The organism is Arcobacter defluvii, assembly GCF_013201725.1.
Classification (GTDB): domain Bacteria; phylum Campylobacterota; class Campylobacteria; order Campylobacterales; family Arcobacteraceae; genus Aliarcobacter; species Aliarcobacter defluvii.
The window spans coordinates 2448439-2469623 of sequence record NZ_CP053835.1; the positions used below are offsets into that span (position 1 = coordinate 2448439).

Sequence of the window (21185 nt, forward strand, 5' to 3'; positions counted from 1 at the left end):
TTTAATTTGTTTATTTCTCAATTATTCTTTTAGCATAGTCTCTGAATTCACCAGTTAGTGAAATATATTTGGATAAAGTTACTTTTATCTTACCACTCCAATTACTATGAGATGATATTTTTACAAGACAATAACTAAAAAGTTATTCTACTATCCTATACATATTAAAAAAAACTCTCTCTTTATCTTTTTGTTTTATAAAAAAGTGATAATTTACTCCACTACTTTTAGCTTCAAAATACTCTATATTTTCTTCTAATTCATCAATATATGAATTATCAAAAAATGTTGCATTTAATGGATCTTGCTCATTAAAAACTTGTAAACTCTCAATTCTAATAAATTTATTTGTTGAATTTATTAGATAGGTAATATTGTTAAAAATTGAGTTATGATAGGTGTTATTTGTAACTATTTTTACTATTGAATTTTTGTTTTTATCAGTTGTGATAGTTATACTTGAAGCCTCTGCAATATCTTCTAAAAAAATATTATGAAGATGATTAATATGTTTTAAACTATCCTCTTTTTTTGTAAAAATATTATTTGAGTATTTTGTTTGATCTAAAGTTTTATATAAAAAAACTATTATTATCAAAAATAGTGTTATGGAGATAAGAAGTTCTAAAAGAGTAAATGATTTTTTCATAATTCAAATTTAAAAGTATAAATTTTCTTTTTTATATCGCTATTTTCCATAAAAAAGCTTCTATAATATGTTGTAAAATTCAAACTATTATGATTTGATTCTAAAGTTAGAGAATCTAAATTTTCATCTTTTATAGATACTTTTATATCTTTTAATTCAGCTCTTAATTTTTCATTTTCAAACTTATATTTGTTTTCTATATTTATATTTTCATTCTTATCAAAAATCGTATCATTAAAATCTATTGCCATAAGAATATAGTCATTTATCTTTGCTCTTTCATCACTTTTTGAAACCATAAAAATATTTTCACTTTTAATTTGAAGTAAAGTAATCATTACAACACTAAGTAATACAACAGAGATAATAACCTCCATCAAAGTAAAAGCTTTTTTATTTTGCATAATTATTTTATACCTATTCTTATTACTTCATCAACAGATGTTTCACCGTTTTCAAGCATTGATTTAAGTTGCTTATCTAAACTTATCATTCCATTTTTATTTGCAAGTTTCATCAAAGTATTATCATCAACTTCACCTTTTAGATACTCTTTTATCTCATCATCTATTATAAAAAGTTCTCCAATAGCAACTCTTCCACTATAACCTGTGAAATTACAAGCTTTACAACCATTTGCTTTATAGATTGTTTTTGTTGTATCAAAGCCAAAAAATTTGTGTGATGCCATTGATTCATCTTCACATTTACAAACTGGACAAAGTTTTCGCACTAATCTTTGAGCTAAAACTGCAAGTAAAGATGAAGAGATTAAAAACTTTTCAACTCCCATATCTATAAGTCTTGTTATTGCTGCTGGCGCTCTATTTGTATGAAGTGTTGAAAATAATAAGTGTCCTGTTAAAGCTGATTGAACTGCAATTGAAGCTGTTTCACTATCTCTTATCTCTCCAACCATTATAATATCTGGATCTTGTCTTAAAATCGACCTCAAACCACTTGCAAAAGTAAGCCCTACTTTTGTATTTACTTGTATTTGAGAAAAGGCATTTGATTTATACTCAACTGGGTCTTCAACAGTTATGATATTTTTTTCAACACTTACAACTTGATGTAAAAGCGAGTGCAAAGTTGTTGATTTTCCACTACCTGTTGGACCAGTAACTAAAACCATACCATAAGAGTTTTGTAAAGTTTTTTCTAGCTCATCAGTTATATAAGTAGGAAATCCAAGCTCTTTTACACTTTTTATATCTTCACTTTGCATCAAGATTCTCATAACAACTCTTTCACCATAAAAAGTTGGTAATATTGAAACCCTTATATCCAAACTCTTTCCAGCTATTTTGATTTGAGTTCTTCCATCTTGTGGAACTCTTTTTTCACTAATATCCAAATTTGAAATAACTTTTATTCTTGAAATTACCAAAGACATAATATTTTTATCAAGCTCTATATGTTTTACTAAAACTCCATCAACTCTATATTTTACCTCTGCTTTAAATTCATGCATCTCTATATGAATATCTGAAGATTTTTTCTTTATTGCTTGATAAAAAAGTGAATTTACAAATTTGATAATTGGAGCTGATTCTTCAGAAGTTAAAATATCACTTCCAACTTTTAAAAACTCACTTACAGAAAAATCATCATCACTTAATGTTGCATCTTCTTGTTCTTGTTGAATCGCACTCATCTCTTTATCAGTTTTTATCTCTAAAAATCTATTATAAAGTTTTTCAAAAGAGATTTCATCTAAGAAAATTATCTCTTCATCTGTTTTTATTTTTGATAAATAATCAAATGAAACACTCATATACTCTTTTGATAAAGCAATTACAACTTTTTCATCAATTTTTGTATATAAAACATAGTTTTTTAAAGCTGTTATATAATTCTCAACCTCATCAAAAGCTGTTAAATTTAGATTATGAACTTCATTTATATTCATATTATTGTCCTAAAAGTTCTTTCACTCTTTTGTCATGTTCAGCTTGTGAATCTTTATTTATCGAAGTTTCACTATTTAAATCTTTTAATTGTTCATTTAAATTTTTAATTTTTTCTTCTCTTTTTTGAGCTTCCAATTTTTTCTTAATAGCATCCTCTTTTAATCTTATTAAAGAATCAGCTAAATATCTATCTTCCATTCCTTTAAGTTCTGCTAACTGATTTCTTACATAAGTAATATCTTTTGCTTTTGGTATCATATATGGAGTTACAATAACAACTAAATTATTCTTTTTATTTGTTGTAGAATCATTTGTAAATAGACTTCCAACTAAAGGGATATCTCCTAAAACTGGAACTTTTTGAACTGTTGATTCACTTCTATTTTCTATTAATCCACCAATTATTACACTTTCACCATTATTTAAAATAGCTGTAGTTTTTATCTCTTTTTTAAGTGTATCAGGATTTTGACCTGCTGATACTTTTGTAGATTTAATTCCCTCTAATAAAGCATTTATTTCCAATGTCACTTTTGATTCACTTGAAATTCTAGGTTTTACTTTAAGTGTAAGTCCTACATCTTCTCTTTGATAATTTGTTCTTTCAGTTCCACCATCAGTTACACTACTTGAAGTTTCAACAGAAATTTTTTCACCAACATAAATTGAACTCTCTTTATTATTTACAGCTAAAATAGATGGTTCAGAAACCACATCTAAAGCTCCATTTTGTTTAAGTAGATTTAAAGAAGCACCAAGAGCAAGACCTGATTTTATATCAGGAATATCTAATCCAATAGCATCTTTTACTAAAGAGATTGAATTTGAACCACCATTTAAATTTGATGAGAAAGTTGCAAGTCCATTACTTCCAGCTGTTCCTCCAAAAATTCCATATTGAACTCCAATATTATTTACTAATTCATCATTAACTTCAATAATTCTAGCTTGCACATAAACTTGAGCTTTCTCTTTATCTAATTCATCCATTAATGTTTGAATATATTCAAGCTCATCAGCTGGTCCCATAACAATTATTGTATTTGTTTCTTCATCAGCTGAAATCAATGGCTTTCTATTTGGATCACTATATGTTTTTTTACCAACAACAGAATCAAGTATTTTTATAACGTTTATAGCTTCTACATTTTTTAAAGAAAAAACTTTTACTTCTCTTTTTATTAGAGAACTTCCTTCATCGACATTTTTAATATATCGTGCAAGATAGTTAATATTTCCTGCTTCTCCAATAATTACAACAGAATTATTATCTTTATTCTCAACAACTGAAACTTTTTGAGTTTCTACTTTTTCATTAAATTTTGATTTTGCAATTGCATCTAGATTTTTTTTAGCTTCACTTGCATCTATATTTTTAAGTTCAACTATAACACTATTTTTATTTGCACCACTTGTCATGATTTTAACTACTTCTTTTACTGTATCAATATTGTCTTTGAAATCAGTTATTACTAAAGCATTTGAATCTTTATTTGTAACCATTTTCGCATCTTTTGAAATAAGATGTCTTATTTTTGAAGCAACATAATCAACATCAGCATCTTTTACAGTAAAAACTTCTGTTACCATCCAATATAAATCATTTGATGAATTATTATTTGCGATTGGGACATTGCTATTTGCACTTTCATTTAGTTTTACAATTCTTAAAATTTCATCGGTTTGAACCAAAGAATAACCTTTGTCTTCAAGAACATATCCTAAGATTTTGATTAATTCATCTTTATTTACTGGTTTATTAGAAACAAAATCAACATTACCTTTTATATCTTCTGTTATTAAAATATTTTTATCTATGATTTTTGAAGTTATTTTTATCAAATCCATAACTTTTAAATCTTTGAAATTTATATTTACTTTATCATCAGCACCATTTAATTGTAAAACTATCAAACTTACAACTAAAATTTTATTAATCAATCTCATAATTTAACTCCACTACTTCATTATTTCTTAGAATCTCTATATTTAAATATTTTGTATTTTCAATATTGTTATAAACTTTAAATGCTTCAGCATAAGAACTTAAAACATTGTTATTAACTGATTTTATAACATCTCCTTTTTTTAAACCAAGTTTCTCAAAAACAGAATCTTTATTTATATTTTCAATCTTAAAACCTTCAATTTTATCTCCATTTTTTAACTCTTGTATAGAAATATTACTCCATATTTTTTCCACATTTGAAATATAAGAATTTAAATATTCTCTCTTTACAACAGCTCCATTTTCTTTTTCTTCTATTTGTTGATTACTTTGGTTCATATCAAAATTTGAAATCTCTTTCTCTTTTATTTCCAATTTATATTCTTTATTATTTTTTTTGAAAAGTACATAGTTTTTAAAAAGTTTAAAAAGTACATAACCATCTATTTCTTCACCATAAGCTAATATATAACTTTGTGTTCTAGATTTTTCTTCTATTGTTATCCAGCCTTTATCAAAAGCTGTGTAATAGATTGCTTTTAAATCATACTTTTCTAAAGTTTGAAGAGGTTTATCTTTTATTTGCTCAAAACTTCTATCTTCAATTTTTTTAATATTAGAATAAAAATCATATTTTTTATAATCTAAAGTTGAAGAAGAATCTTTTATATATGAAACTCCATTTTTAGGAAGAAAGAAAAATAAAATTGAGTTCAATATATATGCTATTAATATGATATAAATAAAAGGTATCAATTTTTGAAATAATTTACTAAAATTTATATTCATATACATACCTTTCATTTTCATATTTAAAATATTTTAAGAGTTTAGAATATGAGTTTTTCATCTGTTTTGAAGCATTTAATTCAACTTTTAATACTCTATTTAAGATATTTATTTCTGCTTTCATTTCACCAAAAAGTCCAAAAGCTTCCATATAAATTTTATTTGGATTTAAAATAGAGTGTCTTATATCTATTTTATCTATTGGACTTGGAGCAAAAGAGGTAAAACTATCTATTAAACTTATATTTGTTAACTCAATTTTTGTATATAAAAATAGACTCATAAAATTAAAACTATCAACTTTTGCTATATTTATACCTTCAAAAAATATATTTGCATTTGATACGTTTAAACTCAATAATTTCTCATCTCTTATTTCATCAGAGATTATTATTTGTTTTTGTTCTAACTCTTTTTCCAATAAATTATAAAGGGATTCTTTAGGTAAAAAAATCATAAAAAATAGGATAAAGGCAAATAAATACATAAAAAATTTCAAAATCTTTTTCATCATTTAGTTCCTACTTCAAGAATTATAAAATTTTTATCTAGCTCTAACTTTTTTATGATTAGTTGTTTATTTAAAACTCTATTTAAAAAATTATCTAAAACATGAGAATCTGTCGTTTCAATTTTTATTTTGATACTCTCTTTTGTTGCTGTTTTTACAATTTTTTCATTTTTAAATATTGAATTTTTTAAAATCTCATCTAAAGTTTTATTTATATACTTTTCGTTTTTCCAAGAATTTGATAAATCTTTATACTCTTTTGCTTTTGTTTCTAATTGAATTGTTTCCAAACTTTTTTCCAAATAAAGTTTTTTTTGATTTGAGACTAAATAAAAAGATATAAAAAAAAGTGTCAAAAAAAGTAAAATTATATATAAAGGGTTTATTCTAGTCATAATTGAACCTTTATATTTGAAATAAGATTTGAAGAATTTGTTGAAATGATTTTATATTTTTTTGATATGTATTCTTCTAGTTTTTTTCCATTTACATTTAAAAAATCTATATTTAAAATATCATTTTGCAACTCTATATTTTTTATTTCAAAATCATTATTTGATAAAATATAATAAATCGCTTCACGTTTATTTATCTCTTTTTGAGCAATCTTTTTATTTGATGAAATTATTGAATCAATTTGTATCATACTATTTGGAAGATTATTTGATATTTTTATATCTTGCATTTTTTTATCTAAATTTGATATTTCATTTGAATAAATAAAATATTTTGAAAAATTTATAACTATAAAAATTAAACAAAAAGCCAAAATCATATTGATTTGTTTTGAAGTCAAGAAATTACTATAAAGTTTAATATCAACTCTATTTGCAGATAAATTTATATTCTCAATATAATTTTTCAAATCTACTTTTTCACTCAAAAGTTCTTTTGGTATTTTTACTAAAATCTCATCTTGCGTATATAAAAAACTTTTATCATCAACATAAAACTGCTTGAAGTTTTTACATTCATTTTGAGCAAAATATATAGAATTTACTAAAGATAGATTTATTCCACTTTGTTTAATTGCTTCATAAATTTTTTGATTTATATATGCAAAACATAAATATTTATTTGTTTCAAGTTTTATTACTTGATAAGATAAATCAGTTACATCTTGAAGTAAATCTTCAAATAAAGTAGGAACAACAGCCCTTGCTTGTGAAATGTTTTTTACTGGAATATCAAATATTCTAACCCAATAAAATTCAGGAGATAAAATAATATCAACCTTTGAAGTCTCATTTATCTTTGTATCTGAACATAAAAATATTTTTTTACTTTTACTTGAAACTAAATTCAAAATACTCTACTCCTCCATTTTTATTTAAAATATAATAAGCTTTTGCAAATTGCTTTAAATAATCAACATCTACAAATAATTCATAAAATAAAATCTCTTTTTCTTTTTCATTTTGAGTTATCTCTTTTTTATCATAATCCATAAATCCAATATAATCTTTCACTTTTGAAATATCTATGTTGTAACTCTCTTTTTCGAATTTTTCAAATAAATTATCTAATTGTTTATTATTTTTGATGTTGTCATTTTCTTTTAATATAGCTTGCAAAGTATAAATATCATAAATCTCATTTCTTTGTAAAAAGTCTTTTAAATATTCATATTTTTTGTCATCTTTTTCATTCAATAAATTTATATTGTATTTATCATACTCTTCTAGTTTTATACTGATTTTTGCATCTTGAACTAAAATAGGATATTCAACTCCTATATACTCTTTTAATATATCTTCATCCAATTTTTTTGAAAGAACATTTGATATTTCATCTTTTGCATTATTTATATAAAACATAATTTGTGTTTTACTAAATTTTGCATTTTGTTCAGCAAGATAAGAATCTGTATCTTGTAAATTTTTTAATATCAAAAGAGAAATAACAGCTATAAAAAGAAGAGAAATTAGTAAAACGATAGATTTTTTCACAGATTAACCTAAATTCATAGAAAAAATTGGTAAAAGCATAGAAATAACAATAAAACCTATGATACTTCCAACAAATAACATAAAAATAGGTTCTAATAAAGATAAAAAAATATCTGTTTTATCCTTATTTGCTTCATTATAAAGTGATGCCAAATTATTCAAAATTTGTGATAATCTACTTGTATCTTCCCCAATTGCAATAGAATGAATAAAAGCTTCATCAATTTTATATATCTTATTATTTGCCAATAAAACTGAGAGTTTTTTCCCTTCAACTACACTCTTTGAAGCATCAATAAATACTCTTTTTATTACAGAATTTTTTAAAATATTTGCACTTAAGTTTATAGCTTGAACTATTGGAATACCTGATTTTATAAGGATTGAGTTCATATATGAAAAACGAGATAATTCACCTTGTTCTATCATCTTTGAAAAAAATGGAACTCTTAAACAAAATTTGTCAAAAGCATATTTAAATGGTTTTGATTTTTTTAATAAAAAAATAAATCCACCAATTAAAACAACAAAAAATAAAATTATATAACCATAATTATTTGAAAAGAAGTCCCCTAAAGTTATAACTATTTTTGTACTTGTTGGTAATTCTTGATTTATTTGAGTAAAAATTCCAGTAATTTTTGGAACTATAAAACTAAGCATAAAACCAACCATAAAAAAAGAAATAAATAGGATAAAAAGTGGGTAAGCCATAGCACTTCCAACTTGTTTTTTGATTCTATCTTGCTCTTTTAAAAAAACAGATAATTCTAATAAAACAGATTCTAATAATCCACCATTTTCACTGATTTTAATAGATTGTTTATAAAATTCTGGAAGTTTTAAAACATTTTGAGAATCAAGAGCTTGATAAAAGGTTTTTCCTTCATCTAAATATGTAGAAATTGACTCAAAAAAAGAACCTAAAACTCTATCATTTTTATATCGTTGTTTTAATAAATCAATTGCCTGAATAAGTGAAATTCCTGAGTTTAAATATATACTTAAATCTCTACTAAGATAAGACAAATCAGCAAGAGTTATATTTCTTTTTCTCTTAAAAGAGATTTTTGAAATAGAAAAATTTTCTTCTTGTAAAAAAGTATATAAAATTCCCTTTGCTTTTAGTTTTACTTTTGCTTCTTCAAGTGTTGATGCTTCTAGTTTTGATTTTACTTTTAAACCATTTGAATCAAAACCACTATATCTAAAAAGCATCTTTTACCTCAATTTCTTGAATATTAAAAGTTTCAAAACTTTCATTTAAAAAGTTGTATATTTTTGGTTTTGTAAAAATTGAATTAAAAACATAAACTTTATTTTCAAAAGTATCTACAATAAACTCATTTGTTTTAAAATCACTATTTATTTTCAATTCAAAAATTACATCATAATTAAAATTATCAACTCTTAACTCTTTAAATTCCATTTTTCTTTCATTTTTATCATATTCATAAACTTCAGGTTTAATTTTAAAAAACTTTTCTATCTTAAAATCTTTATCTAACTTACCATCAACTTTTACATAACAACTGAAATTTTCATCTATACATAAAAAAGATAGCTCTTTTTTAAAAGAAAATTTTTTTAGTAAAAAATCTTTAAGATTATCTAACTCTAACTTTTGATTTTGTTCTTTTATATTAAAGCTATTTGTTGAAAAAACTAAAAGATATGTTGCAGACATTATCAAAATAACAATTATTAATTCAATTAGAGTAAAACTCTTTTTTACTCTAATTAATTTCATTTTTATTTGCTACATTTTGATAAATAAATATCATCTTCACTATTTTCTTTTTTATCTGCACCAAATGATACTAAATCAAAACCATCATCAGTTGCTATATAAACAAACTCATTTCCCCAAGCATCTTTTGGAGACTTTCCATCTTCAAAATATTTCTTTTCAACTAAGATTTTTAAACCCTCTTCTGTTGTTGGATATGCAGAAGTATCCAATTTAAACATTTTTAGAGTTTGAGCTATACTTTTCATTTGAATACATACAAGTTTGTCTTTAGCCTCATCACTTTTACCTGTTAAATTTGGTAAAACAAATGCAGCTAAAAGTCCTAAAATGATAATCACTACCATTAATTCCATTAAAGAGAATGCCTTTTTCAATACTTATACCTTTTTAAATTTTGGACTATTATACATAAAAAATTTTAAATTATGTCTAATTATTACTAATTGGTTACATTTTATTTCTTTCACTTTATTATTGTAATTTCTAAATCATTTTTCAATACTAATAATCTTATAAATTATATCTAAAAGTTTCTTTTATATTACAAAATCCATAATTATGGGATTTATCATATCTTAACACAGAAGTTATGTGCATCTTTAATTAAATCGATATTTTACAATTTTAAATCAAATTTTTTAATATTTTTTTAATATTATACAATATCGATAATTGTTATTAATATTATATTAATTATACTTATTCTAAAATTTCAAAAAAAAATCAAGGAAAAAATATGCATAAAAAAATGACAAAATATACGATACTCTTATCCGCATTATTATTCACAGGATGTGGAGGAGGGAGTTCATCATCTTCAGATACTTCTGCACCAACTTTTACATCTTCAAATAGTGTTAGTGTAAATGAAAATCAAACATCTGCTATTACTTTAGTTGCAACTGATTCTTCTTCTATTACTTACTCTTTAAGTGGTACTGACAGCTCTTTTTTTGATATTGATAGTTCATCTGGTGTTATTACTTTCAAAGTAGCTCCTGATTTTGAAGCTAAAAACAGTTATTCATTTACTGCTATTGCTTCTGATTCTTCTAACAATAGTTCTAGCCAAGAAGTTACTATTAACATTTTAGACGTTGATGAAAATGGTACTTTTATTGACGACATTGTTTCTGGTATTAAATACATAAATGGTTCTATTACTGCTTTCACTGACATCAATGGTAATTTTCAATACATTGCGGGAAGTCCTATTTCATTTTATATTGGAAATATTAAAATTGGTGAAATTGAACAACTCCCTTCTGACAATAAAGTATTTATTCAAGATTTAGTTGGTGTTGACAGAAACAATACTTCTGATGAAAAAGTAATAAAAATTGCTAAACTATTACAATCTATTGATTCTGATGAAACTGACAAAATCCTCATTACTGAAGAAACCTTTAAAAAATTTGAGTCTATTTCTGATAACATTGAAAATATTGATATTGACACTATTCTTATCAACAATGCTTTCTCTCCTAAATCTGAAAATAGTGTTATGGAACATTTGGAAAATACAAATATTAAATATGATACAGTAAATCCAACATTAACTTATGATAAGTCTGAAGAAGAAGTTGTATCTCACTCTAGTTTATATAAAATAAAAGGAACTGCAAGTGATAATGTTGCATTAGAAAATGTTAATTTAGAAATAAATGGAACTATTACACCTATAGAAGTTACAAATGGAGAGTATACTGCTTCTTTAAGTCTAAAAGCAGGAGAAAATATCTATAAAATTATTGCAACAGATAAAAATGGGAATAAAGCTGAAGTTAGAGGAAGTGTTTATTTAGGACATACAACAGCTGGTGCAAATGCTCATTCAGGAGCAATAAAAGGAGGAAAACTTTATACTTGGGGAAGAAATAATTATGCTCAAACAGGTATAGGTTATACTTCAACTTTATCAACATCAACTACAGAATATCCACATCCAATTAGTCCAAAATATATAGCAGTAAATGATGTAAAATTTGTATCACTTTCATTTAACCAAAACTTTTCAACAGCAATTGATGAAAATGCTAATTTATGGACTTGGGGAGAAGATAAATCAGGTCAATTAGGAAGAGGTAATTTAGAAAAAGATAGTTGTAGCGGAACTGAAGATTGCAGAAAAACTATTGAAAAAGTTGATAATTTAACAAATATCATATCTGTTGCAACAGGATATAATCATACTATTGCTCTAAAAAATGATGGAACGGTTTGGACTTTTGGTAAAAATGATAAAGGACAATTAGGAGATGGAACTACAACTAATCAGTCAACTCCTGTAAAAGTTTTATTTAATGAAAGTGATAATGTAAAAGTAGTACAAGTTGCTGGTTCTTCAAATTCTTCTTATGCTATTGATAATTTAGGAAGAGTATGGGCTTGGGGAAGTAATTCTTATTCAAATTTAGGACAGGGAAGCGCTAGTTCAACTGCACAAACTACACCTATTTTAGTTCCATTTTCTCAAGAAGTTGAAATTGTATCTATAGATGCAGGAAGAGATCACGTTGTAGCTTTAGATAAGTCAGGAGTAGTTTATGCTTGGGGATTAAATGCAAGTAGTCAAGTTGGATTTAATGGAATTAATTATAAAGGAAATGCAAATGCTTGGGCAAGTCCAGTAACATCTCCTACAATTATCCCATCAACTCAAACAAACCCTGCAACAGAAGTTTTTGCAAATGGTAATATTAGTTATATTTTAAGAAGTGATAATAAAGTATATCCATGGGGAATGTTTGGGACAACTGACTCTTCAGGAAAAACAACTTATGCAAATTTAGATGAACCAGAAGATAAACTTCCTCTTTTAACTTCTGTGAGAGATATTGCTGTTGGTATTTTACATCAAGTTGCTATTCAAAAAGATGGAACTATATTTACTTGGGGATGGAGTTTTGAAGGATCTTTAGGAGGAGGAGAAACTACTGCTGATACATGGATGTATAACAATCCAATAATCCCAGTATTTCCAGAGTGATTAATATGAAAAAAAATATTCGTTTAATGGGCTTAAGTCTTTGCACTTTTGCCCTAGTTGGATGTGGAGGAGGGAGTTCATCATCTTCAGATACTTCTGCACCAACTTTTACATCTTCAAATAGTGTTAGTGTAAATGAAAATCAAACATCTGCTATTACTTTAGTTGCAACTGATTCTTCTTCTATTACTTACTCTTTAAGTGGTACTGACAGCTCTTTTTTTGATATTGATAGTTCATCTGGTGTTATTACTTTCAAAGTAGCTCCTGATTTTGAAGCTAAAAACAGTTATTCATTTACTGCTATTGCTTCTGATTCTTCTAACAATAGTTCTAGCCAAGAAGTTACTATTAACATTTTAGACGTTGATGAAAATGGTACTTTTATTGACGACATTGTTTCTGGTATTAAATACATAAATGGTTCTATTACTGCTTTCACTGACATCAATGGTAATTTTCAATACATTGCGGGAAGTCCTATTTCATTTTATATTGGAAATATTAAAATTGGTGAAATTGAACAACTCCCTTCTGACAATAAAGTATTTATTCAAGATTTAGTTGGTGTTGACAGAAACAATACTTCTGATGAAAAAGTAATAAAAATTGCTAAACTATTACAATCTATTGATTCTGATGAAACTGACAAAATCCTCATTACTGAAGAAACCTTTAAAAAATTTGAGTCTATTTCTGATAACATTGAAAATATTGATATTGACACTATTCTTATCAACAATGCTTTCTCTCCTAAACCTGAAAATAGTGTTATGGAACATTTGGAAAATAGCCTAGTAAATTATGGTATTTGGAGTACTCCTGCTGGAAGTGCTACTGTAGATTATGATAAATTAGAACCTTTTATGAAAACTATTATAAATATTGAAGCTAATGAAATTGGTTCTGTTTCTCAAGGAAGAGAACTATTTATAGCTCAATGGCAAGCAGCGCCAGGGACGAGAAGTACATTAGATGGACTAGGACCAATGTTTAATGCTGATGCATGTACAGCTTGTCATGTATCTGATGGCAGAGTAGCTCCTTTTAATACTAATGGGGGATTAGATGATTCATTCTTATTTAGAGTTGGAGATAAAAATGGGAATACTCATCCTATTTATGGAGGACAATTCCAAACTCATTCAACTGTAGGAGAAGCAGAAGCAAGTATTAGTTTAACAAAAAATGAAACAACAGGAAAAATTGAATTTTCTTCAATTCCAAATGTAAAAACTGATGGATTTAATCTTGGACCTAGAATAGCTCCACATTTATTAGGAATGGGGCTTTTAGATTTAGTTCCTCAAGAAACAATTTTAGAGTATGAAGATGAAAATGATGAAAATAATGATGGAATTTCAGGTAGAGCTCATTGGGTTTTTGAAGAAAATGAGACAAGATTAGGAAGATTTGGATGGAAAGCAATAAATTCTACTTTAAGAACTCAAAATGCTGGTGCTTTTCACCAAGATATGGGATTAACTTCTTCAGTTAATAGTGAAGAAAATTGTACTTCAAATCAAGAAATATGTTCTTCTGAGCCAAATGGAGGATACCCTGAAGTTAGTGAAGATTCTTTACAAGCTATTGTAAATTTTATGACAACAGTAGGAGTGCCACAAAGAAGAATTGAAAATCAAGAAAATTTTGATAAAGGTGCAATACTATTCAATTCAATTGGTTGTGCTTCTTGTCATAGACCAACAATGATTACAGGAGAAAGTACAAAATTCAAAAGTTTAAGTAATCAAAAAATTTATCCTTATACTGATTTACTACTTCATGATATGGGTGAAAATTTAAGTGATGGGGTAAAAGAAAAAGATGCAAATGCAAGTGAATGGAGAACACCACCTTTGTGGGGGATAGGAATTGTTGAACAAAAAGAAGGTGCAAGATTTTTACATGATGGAAGAGCTTCAACTATTCAAGAAGCTATTTTAGAACATAGTGGAGAAGCACAAAAAATTAAAGAAAAATTTGTTGATTTAGATTCAACAGATAAAGAAAATCTATTAACATTTTTAAGAGGAATATGATTTTCTTGATTTCTAGAGTTAAAAAAACTCTAGAAATTAAAATATTTTAATATTTCTAGAAAGTAAAGGTAAAAGCTGTTCAAATTGTTCATTTGTAAGTTCAATTTGTAAACTTACATTTGTTGAGAAATCTTTTGATTTTATATTTATATCTTCTTGATTTAAAAGATATTCAAGTTGTGAGAGTTCACTATATTCACACTCTAAAGTTTTAAAGATTAATTTTTTATACTCTTTAAAAGTCGCTATTTTTATAGCCTCATTTACACTATCACCATAAGCTCGTACTAATCCACCAGTTCCAAGTTTTACACCACCAAAATATCGCACAATTATCACTGCACTATTTATGATTTCAGCTCCACTTAAAACAGCAAGTGATGGTTTTCCACTTGTTCCTTTTGGTTCTCCATCATCACTACTATTTTCTACTATTTGTTCAAACTCATTTAAATATCTATAAGCATAAACAAAATGTACCGCTTTTGAATGTTCTTTTCTTAATCTTATCATCACCTCATCAAATATTTCATAAGGCATTAAAAAAGCCATAAATTTCGATTTTTTTTCTTCGATTGAACAACTAAACTCTTTTTGAACAAACTTCAACTATAATTTCTCCCATGAGATTAGATTTATACTTAACTACAAATTTCAATATACAAAGCCGAAACAAAGCAAGTGAATTAATAAAATCAAACAAAGTTAAATGTGATGGGCAAATTATAACAAAACCATCTTTTAATGTTGAAGAATTTCACAAAATAGAACTTTTAGAAGAAGATTTTTATGTTTCAAGAGCTGCTTATAAACTAAAATATTTTTTAGAAGAATTAAAAAAATTTCATTTAAAAGATAAAAATTGTTTAGATATAGGAAGTAGCACAGGTGGTTTTACACAAATTTTACTTGAAAATGAAGTGAAAAAAGTAACTTGTGTTGATGTTGGAAGTAATCAACTTCATGAAAGAATAAAACATAATCCAAAAATATCTTTTTTTGAAAACACAGATATAAGAGATTTTACAAGTTCTGATTTATTTGAAGTTGTAACTTGCGATGTTTCATTTATCTCTATTTTAAATATTATTGAAGATATAAATAGACTCGCTTTTAAAGATATTATCATACTTTTTAAACCCCAATTTGAAGTCGGAACAAATGTAAAAAGAGATAAAAAAGGTGTAGTAAAAGACCTTAATGCAATAAATATTGCAAGAGAAAATTTTTTAGCAAAAACTATACAATTAAATTGGAAATTAATCTATTCAAATTATAGTAAATTACAAGGGAAAGATGGAAATGCAGAAGAACTCTTCTACTTTAGTAAATAAAAAAACAATTACTTCAATAGCTATTGGTGGATTTGATGGTATGCATATTGCCCATCAAGAACTTTTCAAAAATCTTGATGAAAATGGTGCTATTGTATCTATAGAATCAGGTTTTGCAAATCTAACTCCCAAAAGATATAGACAAGAATATAGTAATTATCCTATTTATTATTATGTACTTGATAATATAAAACATCTTGAAGGTGATCAATTTATAAAGTTATTAAATGAAGAATTTCCAAATTTGAAAAAAATAGTTGTAGGTTATGATTTTTGTTTTGGTAAAAATAGAAAATATTGTACTAAAGATTTAAAAGAACTTTTTCACGGTGATGTAAAAATTATAGATGAAATAAAACTAGATGATATTGCTGTGCATTCAAGAGTTATTAGAGAGTATCTAAAAGATGGTGAAATCGAAGTTGCAAATAAACTTTTAGGCAAAGAATACAAAATTTATGGACACCAGATAAAAGGGCAAGGTTTAGGCTCAAAAAGTTTTGTTCCAACAATAAATCTAAAAGTGAATGAATTTTTACTTCCAAAAGAAGGAGTTTATATCACAAAAACTATTTTAGAAGAAAAAGAGTACAACTCGATTACTTTTTTGGGGCATAGAGTTAGTACAGATGGAAGTTTTGCAGTTGAAACACATATTCTAAATGAAGATATAAAAAATAATAACTATACAACTCAAATAAAATTTATCAAAAAATTAAGAGAAAACTTAAAATTCGATAGTTTTGAAAAGTTAAAAAATCAGATATTAGAAGATATAGAAACTACTAAAAAATATTTTATCAATATTTATTAATATGCATTTAGATAAAATATTAAGATGATAGATAAAGTATTTAATAAATCAATTACAAAACAGTTCGAATTTGATGAAGAAGTAGCATCAGTTTTTGACGATATGTTAAACAGATCAGTTCCTTTTTATAAAGAAATGCAAAGATTATCTATTAACTTTGCTTGTAATTTTTTAAATGAAAATGATAAAGTTTATGATTTAGGATGTTCAACTGCCTCAACTTTAATTGAGTTAAGTAAACACTGTAAACATGAACTAAAACTTATTGGAATTGATAACTCTAGTGCGATGTTAAATAGAGCAGCAAAAAAAGCAAAAGCTTTTGGTGTTGAAATAGAACTTATAAATGCTGATTTACATGATGTAAATTATGAAAATGCAAAACTTATTCTTTCAAACTACACTTTACAATTCATAAGACCTCTACAAAGAGAAAAATTAGTAAAAAAAATATATGATTCATTAGAAGAAAAAGGTATTTTTATCTTTAGTGAAAAAGTTATCTCTTCAAATTCAACTTTAAATAAACAATCTATTGATGAATATTATGAGTTTAAAAAAACTCAAGGATATAGTGAATTTGAAATATCTCAAAAAAGAGAAGCTTTAGAAAATGTATTGATTCCATATACAGAAGAAGAAAATAAAAAGATGATTTTAGATGCTGGATTTAGCCATTGTGAAACTATTTTCAAATGGGTAAATTTTGCAACATTTATAGCAATAAAAAATTAAAGGATTAAGATGTTAAAAGTTGGAGATATAGCACCTAGTTTTTGTGCACCAAATCAAGACGATGTAGAAATCTGCTCAAGAGATTTAGCAGGAAAATGGATAGTTTTATACTTTTATCCAAAAGATTTAACTCCAGGTTGTACAACTGAAGCTTGTGATTTTACTGATAAACACTCATTTTTCGATGATTTAGATGCAGTAATTTTAGGTGTTAGTGCCGATGATACGCAAAAACATAGAAAATTTATTGATAAATATGATTTAACTATTACTCTTTTATCTGATACAAATAAAAAAATGTGTGAAGATTATGGAGTTTGGCAATTAAAACAATTTATGGGTAAAGAGTTTATGGGTGTAGTAAGAAGTACATTTATTATTAATCCTGAAGGAAAAATTGCTGCAATTTGGGATAAAGTAAGTGTTAGAAAGAAAAAGAGTGTAAAAGGTGAAAAAATAGAGATTTTACATGTAGATGAAGTAAAAGAAAAACTTCAAGAATTACAATCAAATTAATAGGAATAAAAATGGGAAAGATATTTAATAAAGTTTTATTATTAGGTGCAGTTTCTTTAATATCTTGCAATCTAATGGCAGAAGAGACAATTTGTTTTAAAAATGGTGTAGATAAGCCTTCAACAATTGAAGATACTGCTTTAGAAGGTGATATTTGTAAAGGAAAGCTAACAGTAAATGATATGAAAAGCAATGGGTGGGATGTTTTAGATATAAAAATAACATCTTCTCAAAATAAATTTAATTATTCATACTATTTTTATAAAGAAAATCACTCTAGTGCAAAACCTGTAAGCACAACTTCTAATGCAACTTTACAAACAAATGTTACAGCTGATTTTTCTATTAAACCAATTGGTTCGAAAATAACAAATTTACAAGATAATAAAAGTACCATTAATATAGGAAATTTGATAGTTGGGCAAACAGGAATTGTTGTTCATATTTATGATAATGACAAAAGACAAATTATTTCAAATGCTAAAGTAATAAGCTCAAATGCAAACTCTTCAGTAGTTGAATTTTTCCCATTTGATGACTTACTTCAAGAAGCTCTTCCTACTTCAAATAGACAAGTTTCTATAAATGATGTTTTAGTTTTAAATTATATGTATAACTCTTCACTTTTAATTGCGCCATCACTTGACTCTTTTCAAGCAGTAAGAAGTAATTTTAAGTCAAATAACTTCATACATTCAGATATTTTTGCAGCAAAATTAAAAGTTGAAAACAAACCTTTCCCAACAAAAGAAGATATTCAAAATTTTGCAATATCTCAAAATTTAGGAACAATTTTCTTTGTTTTAGATAATAAAGTATTTATAGTAGATACAAAAACATTTACAATTTTAGCAACGTATGCATTTGCTTATGAAAATGGTGAAAAACAAATGCCATTTTATACAAGAGTTGAAGAGATTGAAGGTTCAATTTTTGATTTCTCATTCTTTTCAAGTAATGAAAGTTTAACTTATGATGAATATTATGAAAAAGTTTTAGGATTAAAATAATGATTGATAAAAAACATTTAGATTACTTAACTTCTATTGTAGGTGAAGAAAACATAAAAAGTGATAAAGCTCATTTAATCGCTTTTTGTTATGATGCAACAAGAACAAGATTTGAACCAGATGCTGTAGTTTTTCCAAGACATGAGCAAGATGTAAGTGATATTTTAAAATATTGTAATGAACACAAAATTATCATCGTTCCAAGAGGTGCAGGTTCTGGATTTACTGGTGGGGCACTTCCTGCAAATGGTGGAATTATTCTAAGTCTTGAGCGACACATGAATAAACTTCTTGAAATTGATATGGAAAATATGGTTGGAGTTGTTCAACCAGGACTTATAAATATGCAATTTCAAAAAGCTGTGGAAGAAGTAGGATTATTTTATCCACCAGATCCAGCAAGTGAAGAGTATTCAACACTTGGTGGAAATGTAAGTGAAAACGCAGGTGGAATGAGAGCTGCAAAATATGGAATTACAAAAGATTATGTAATGGCATTAAGAGCAGTTCTTCCAAATGGAGATATTATAGTTGCTGGTAAAAAAACTATTAAAGATGTTGCAGGATATAACACAGCTGGAATTTTAATAGCAAGCGAAGGAACATTAGCGGTTATTACTGAAATTACTTTAAAACTAATTCCAAAACCAAAATACAAAAAAACATATATGGGAGTTTTTCCTAGCGTTGATAGTGCTATGACAGCAGTATTTAAATCACTTGCTGCTGGTGCAAATCCAGTTGCTATGGAATTTTTAGATGCACTTGTAATTAAAGCTTTAAGACAAAAATTCCCACAAATTTCACTTCCTGAACATGCAGGTGGAATTTTAGTTGGTGATGTTGATGCAAGTAGTGAAGCTGAAATTGAATCACAACTTCAAACTTTAAAAGAATCATTTGCAGCAAATGGTTCTATTGATTTTATCATAGCACGTGATGAAGAAGAAGGTAAAAAACTTTGGTTTGCTAGACGTAATGCAAGTCCAGCAACTATGATTTATGGAACTAAAAAATTAAATGAAGATATTTCTGTTCCTAGAAGTAAATTACCTGTAGCACTTGAAGGAATCTATAAAATTGGTGAAAAATATGGATTTAATGTTCCTTGTTTTGGTCATGCAGGTGATGGAAATATTCACGTAAATGTTATGGTTAAAGATAAAACAAATGAAAAAGAGATGGAAGATGGACACAAAGCAATTGAAGAGATTTTCCAATACGTTGTTGATTTAGGTGGAACTTTAAGTGGTGAACATGGAATTGGAACTTCAAAAGCTCCATTTATGCATATAGCTTTTACAGAAGCTGAAATGAATCTATTTAGAAGCATCAAAAATGCATTTGACCCAAATAACATTTTAAATCCATTCAAAATGGGACTTTAATGATAAATGAATAATATAGAAGAAAAAAAAAGCTTTTTAAAAAGATTCATAGAAAGTTTAGATTCATTTTTTAATGATGATACAACTTACTATGCTGCATCTTTAAGCTTTTTTACAATCTTCTCTATTTTACCTATAATTGCACTTATTATTGCAATTATCTCAAATTTTTCTGAATTTGATAATTATATAGACATATTTACAAATTATATATTTAATCTTATTAATCCAACTCATTCAAGTGAAATAGTAGAAACTTTAAAAAGATACATTTCAAATTCAAATCAATTAGGATTATTGGGGCTTGTTTACATGACTTTTGTATTTGTTATGTTTTTTAAAGATTATGAATATATAGTTAATAAAATTCATAGAGCTAAAAGAAAATCTATACAATTTTCTTTTATTTTTTACACTTTATATCTTATAGTTTTAGCTCTGTTTTTTACAGCTACAAATATTTTGATGTCTTTATCTGATAATACAATTTTAGAAGAATTATTATCATATATTTTTACTTGGCTAATATTTTTTAGCTTATTTAAACTAAGTGTTAATCGTAAAATTCACAATAAAGCAGCACTTATCTCTTCATTCGTAACATTCGTAATATTATCTATTACAAAAAACTTATTTATTTACTATGTAATTTATAACAAAACATATACAACTATTTATGGTTCATTAGCAACATTATTATTTACATTTTTTTGGATTTATATCTCTTGGATAATTTATTTATATGGAATAAAAATGTGTCATAGATTAAATATTCAAGAATATGCTAAAGAATTAGCTGAATAATTTATTTTTTATACTTAAACTTTATAAAGGATAAAAAAAAT

At 25.9% G+C, this 21185-nt stretch carries 22 protein-coding genes; 9 read left to right on the forward strand and 13 right to left on the reverse strand.

Annotated features, from left to right (window positions below):
• Positions 1 to 142 precede the first annotated feature (142 nt).
• Genes ADFLV_RS12240 through gspG form a run of 12 tightly spaced genes read right to left on the reverse strand, consistent with a single transcriptional unit; the run spans position 143 to position 9886 of the window.
• Positions 143 to 649 (reverse strand): PulJ/GspJ family protein, encoded by a 507-nt coding sequence (locus tag ADFLV_RS12240; protein ID WP_129011776.1) that lies wholly within the window; start codon positions 647 to 649, stop codon positions 143 to 145.
• The gene (locus tag ADFLV_RS12245; protein ID WP_129011775.1) at positions 646 to 1053 is read right to left on the reverse strand and encodes a prepilin-type N-terminal cleavage/methylation domain-containing protein; all 408 of its coding nucleotides are present in this window, start codon (positions 1051 to 1053) and stop codon (positions 646 to 648) included. Before ADFLV_RS12245 ends, ADFLV_RS12240 begins: the two co-directional genes overlap by 4 nt.
• 2 nt (positions 1054 to 1055) lie before the next feature.
• A complete protein-coding gene (locus tag ADFLV_RS12250; RefSeq protein ID WP_129011774.1) occupies positions 1056 to 2561 on the reverse strand; it encodes a GspE/PulE family protein in 1506 nt (501 codons plus the stop codon).
• Between the two features lies 1 nt (position 2562).
• Positions 2563 to 4509, reverse strand: a complete 1947-nt coding sequence (locus ADFLV_RS12255; protein ID WP_172658807.1) for a secretin N-terminal domain-containing protein — start codon at positions 4507 to 4509, stop codon at positions 2563 to 2565.
• Positions 4496 to 5299, reverse strand: coding sequence for a PDZ domain-containing protein (locus ADFLV_RS12260; protein ID WP_129011773.1), 804 nt, complete (start codon positions 5297 to 5299; stop codon positions 4496 to 4498). The genes ADFLV_RS12255 and ADFLV_RS12260 overlap by 14 nt, the downstream gene beginning before the upstream one ends.
• Entirely contained in the window at positions 5283 to 5813 is a 531-nt protein-coding gene (locus ADFLV_RS12265) for a hypothetical protein (RefSeq protein ID WP_164968530.1), read from the reverse strand. Before ADFLV_RS12265 ends, ADFLV_RS12260 begins: the two co-directional genes overlap by 17 nt.
• Entirely contained in the window at positions 5810 to 6205 is a 396-nt protein-coding gene (locus ADFLV_RS12270) for a hypothetical protein (protein WP_129011771.1), read from the reverse strand. The genes ADFLV_RS12265 and ADFLV_RS12270 overlap by 4 nt, the downstream gene beginning before the upstream one ends.
• The gene (locus ADFLV_RS12275) at positions 6202 to 7116 is read right to left on the reverse strand and encodes a hypothetical protein (protein ID WP_129011770.1); all 915 of its coding nucleotides are present in this window, start codon (positions 7114 to 7116) and stop codon (positions 6202 to 6204) included. Before ADFLV_RS12275 ends, ADFLV_RS12270 begins: the two co-directional genes overlap by 4 nt.
• Positions 7097 to 7759, reverse strand: coding sequence for a hypothetical protein (locus tag ADFLV_RS12280; protein WP_129011769.1), 663 nt, complete (start codon positions 7757 to 7759; stop codon positions 7097 to 7099). Before ADFLV_RS12280 ends, ADFLV_RS12275 begins: the two co-directional genes overlap by 20 nt.
• Before the next feature lie 3 nt (positions 7760 to 7762).
• Positions 7763 to 8977, reverse strand: coding sequence for a type II secretion system F family protein (locus tag ADFLV_RS12285; protein ID WP_014475043.1), 1215 nt, complete (start codon positions 8975 to 8977; stop codon positions 7763 to 7765).
• The gene (locus tag ADFLV_RS12290) at positions 8967 to 9509 is read right to left on the reverse strand and encodes a hypothetical protein (protein WP_129011768.1); all 543 of its coding nucleotides are present in this window, start codon (positions 9507 to 9509) and stop codon (positions 8967 to 8969) included. Before ADFLV_RS12290 ends, ADFLV_RS12285 begins: the two co-directional genes overlap by 11 nt.
• 2 nt (positions 9510 to 9511) lie before the next feature.
• Positions 9512 to 9886 carry a type II secretion system major pseudopilin GspG gene (gene gspG, locus ADFLV_RS12295; RefSeq protein WP_041654891.1) on the reverse strand — a complete coding sequence of 125 codons (375 nt, stop codon included), beginning with the start codon at positions 9884 to 9886 and terminating at the stop codon, positions 9512 to 9514.
• A 362-nt stretch (positions 9887 to 10248) separates the two neighbouring features.
• Between gspG and ADFLV_RS12300 the strand changes: the two genes are divergently transcribed.
• Together ADFLV_RS12300 and ADFLV_RS12305 are read left to right on the forward strand one after the other, a co-directional pair.
• Entirely contained in the window at positions 10249 to 12501 is a 2253-nt protein-coding gene (locus ADFLV_RS12300) for an RCC1 domain-containing protein (RefSeq protein WP_129011767.1), read from the forward strand.
• A 5-nt stretch (positions 12502 to 12506) separates the two neighbouring features.
• Positions 12507 to 14543: a di-heme oxidoredictase family protein gene (locus ADFLV_RS12305; protein ID WP_129011766.1), complete on the forward strand. Its 2037-nt coding sequence runs from the start codon at positions 12507 to 12509 to the stop codon at positions 14541 to 14543.
• Positions 14544 to 14579: 36 nt separating this feature from the next.
• Here the strand turns inward: ADFLV_RS12305 and ADFLV_RS12310 are convergent, their stop codons facing one another.
• Positions 14580 to 15152, reverse strand: a complete 573-nt coding sequence (locus ADFLV_RS12310; RefSeq protein WP_129011765.1) for a YigZ family protein — start codon at positions 15150 to 15152, stop codon at positions 14580 to 14582.
• 14 nt (positions 15153 to 15166) lie between these two features.
• On the opposite strand from ADFLV_RS12310, the gene tlyA reads away from it, so the two are divergent.
• Genes tlyA through ADFLV_RS12345 form a run of 7 tightly spaced genes read left to right on the forward strand, consistent with a single transcriptional unit; the run spans position 15167 to position 21144 of the window.
• A complete protein-coding gene (tlyA, locus tag ADFLV_RS12315; RefSeq protein ID WP_014475049.1) occupies positions 15167 to 15877 on the forward strand; it encodes a 23S rRNA (cytidine-2'-O)-methyltransferase TlyA in 711 nt (236 codons plus the stop codon).
• A complete protein-coding gene (locus tag ADFLV_RS12320; RefSeq protein WP_014475050.1) occupies positions 15846 to 16691 on the forward strand; it encodes a bifunctional riboflavin kinase/FAD synthetase in 846 nt (281 codons plus the stop codon). Before tlyA ends, ADFLV_RS12320 begins: the two co-directional genes overlap by 32 nt.
• A gap of 24 nt (positions 16692 to 16715) precedes the next feature.
• Positions 16716 to 17426, forward strand: a complete 711-nt coding sequence (cmoA, locus tag ADFLV_RS12325) for a carboxy-S-adenosyl-L-methionine synthase CmoA (protein ID WP_129011764.1) — start codon at positions 16716 to 16718, stop codon at positions 17424 to 17426.
• Positions 17427 to 17435: 9 nt separating this feature from the next.
• Positions 17436 to 17942, forward strand: coding sequence for a thioredoxin-dependent thiol peroxidase (bcp, locus tag ADFLV_RS12330; RefSeq protein WP_129011763.1), 507 nt, complete (start codon positions 17436 to 17438; stop codon positions 17940 to 17942).
• 11 nt (positions 17943 to 17953) lie between these two features.
• Positions 17954 to 18952, forward strand: a complete 999-nt coding sequence (locus ADFLV_RS12335; RefSeq protein ID WP_129011762.1) for a plasminogen-binding N-terminal domain-containing protein — start codon at positions 17954 to 17956, stop codon at positions 18950 to 18952.
• On the forward strand, positions 18952 to 20340 hold the full coding sequence (locus ADFLV_RS12340) for an FAD-binding oxidoreductase (RefSeq protein ID WP_129011761.1): 1389 nt from the start codon (positions 18952 to 18954) through the stop codon (positions 20338 to 20340). The genes ADFLV_RS12335 and ADFLV_RS12340 overlap by 1 nt, the downstream gene beginning before the upstream one ends.
• Before the next feature lie 6 nt (positions 20341 to 20346).
• Positions 20347 to 21144 carry a YihY/virulence factor BrkB family protein gene (locus ADFLV_RS12345; protein WP_014475055.1) on the forward strand — a complete coding sequence of 266 codons (798 nt, stop codon included), beginning with the start codon at positions 20347 to 20349 and terminating at the stop codon, positions 21142 to 21144.
• The last annotated feature ends 41 nt before the right edge of the window (positions 21145 to 21185 follow it).

What these genes read in the sequence shown, in the direction of transcription:
- ADFLV_RS12265 (WP_164968530.1), bottom strand. Translation starts at nt 5,813, where the DNA reads ATGATGAAAAAGATTTTGAAATTTTTTATGTATTTATTTGCCTTTATC.
- ADFLV_RS12240 (WP_129011776.1), bottom strand. Translation starts at nt 649, where the DNA reads ATGAAAAAATCATTTACTCTTTTAGAACTTCTTATCTCCATAACACTA.
- ADFLV_RS12340 (WP_129011761.1), top strand. Translation starts at nt 18,952, where the DNA reads ATGATTGATAAAAAACATTTAGATTACTTAACTTCTATTGTAGGTGAA.
- ADFLV_RS12285 (WP_014475043.1), bottom strand. Translation starts at nt 8,977, where the DNA reads ATGCTTTTTAGATATAGTGGTTTTGATTCAAATGGTTTAAAAGTAAAA.
- ADFLV_RS12290 (WP_129011768.1), bottom strand. Translation starts at nt 9,509, where the DNA reads ATGAAATTAATTAGAGTAAAAAAGAGTTTTACTCTAATTGAATTAATA.
- ADFLV_RS12335 (WP_129011762.1), top strand. Translation starts at nt 17,954, where the DNA reads ATGGGAAAGATATTTAATAAAGTTTTATTATTAGGTGCAGTTTCTTTA.
- ADFLV_RS12250 (WP_129011774.1), bottom strand. Translation starts at nt 2,561, where the DNA reads ATGAATATAAATGAAGTTCATAATCTAAATTTAACAGCTTTTGATGAG.
- ADFLV_RS12305 (WP_129011766.1), top strand. Translation starts at nt 12,507, where the DNA reads ATGAAAAAAAATATTCGTTTAATGGGCTTAAGTCTTTGCACTTTTGCC.
- ADFLV_RS12320 (WP_014475050.1), top strand. Translation starts at nt 15,846, where the DNA reads ATGCAGAAGAACTCTTCTACTTTAGTAAATAAAAAAACAATTACTTCA.
- bcp (WP_129011763.1), top strand. Translation starts at nt 17,436, where the DNA reads ATGTTAAAAGTTGGAGATATAGCACCTAGTTTTTGTGCACCAAATCAA.
- tlyA (WP_014475049.1), top strand. Translation starts at nt 15,167, where the DNA reads ATGAGATTAGATTTATACTTAACTACAAATTTCAATATACAAAGCCGA.
- ADFLV_RS12260 (WP_129011773.1), bottom strand. Translation starts at nt 5,299, where the DNA reads ATGAATATAAATTTTAGTAAATTATTTCAAAAATTGATACCTTTTATT.
- ADFLV_RS12245 (WP_129011775.1), bottom strand. Translation starts at nt 1,053, where the DNA reads ATGCAAAATAAAAAAGCTTTTACTTTGATGGAGGTTATTATCTCTGTT.
- ADFLV_RS12270 (WP_129011771.1), bottom strand. Translation starts at nt 6,205, where the DNA reads ATGACTAGAATAAACCCTTTATATATAATTTTACTTTTTTTGACACTT.
- ADFLV_RS12300 (WP_129011767.1), top strand. Translation starts at nt 10,249, where the DNA reads ATGCATAAAAAAATGACAAAATATACGATACTCTTATCCGCATTATTA.
- ADFLV_RS12345 (WP_014475055.1), top strand. Translation starts at nt 20,347, where the DNA reads ATGAATAATATAGAAGAAAAAAAAAGCTTTTTAAAAAGATTCATAGAA.
- cmoA (WP_129011764.1), top strand. Translation starts at nt 16,716, where the DNA reads ATGATAGATAAAGTATTTAATAAATCAATTACAAAACAGTTCGAATTT.
- ADFLV_RS12255 (WP_172658807.1), bottom strand. Translation starts at nt 4,509, where the DNA reads ATGAGATTGATTAATAAAATTTTAGTTGTAAGTTTGATAGTTTTACAA.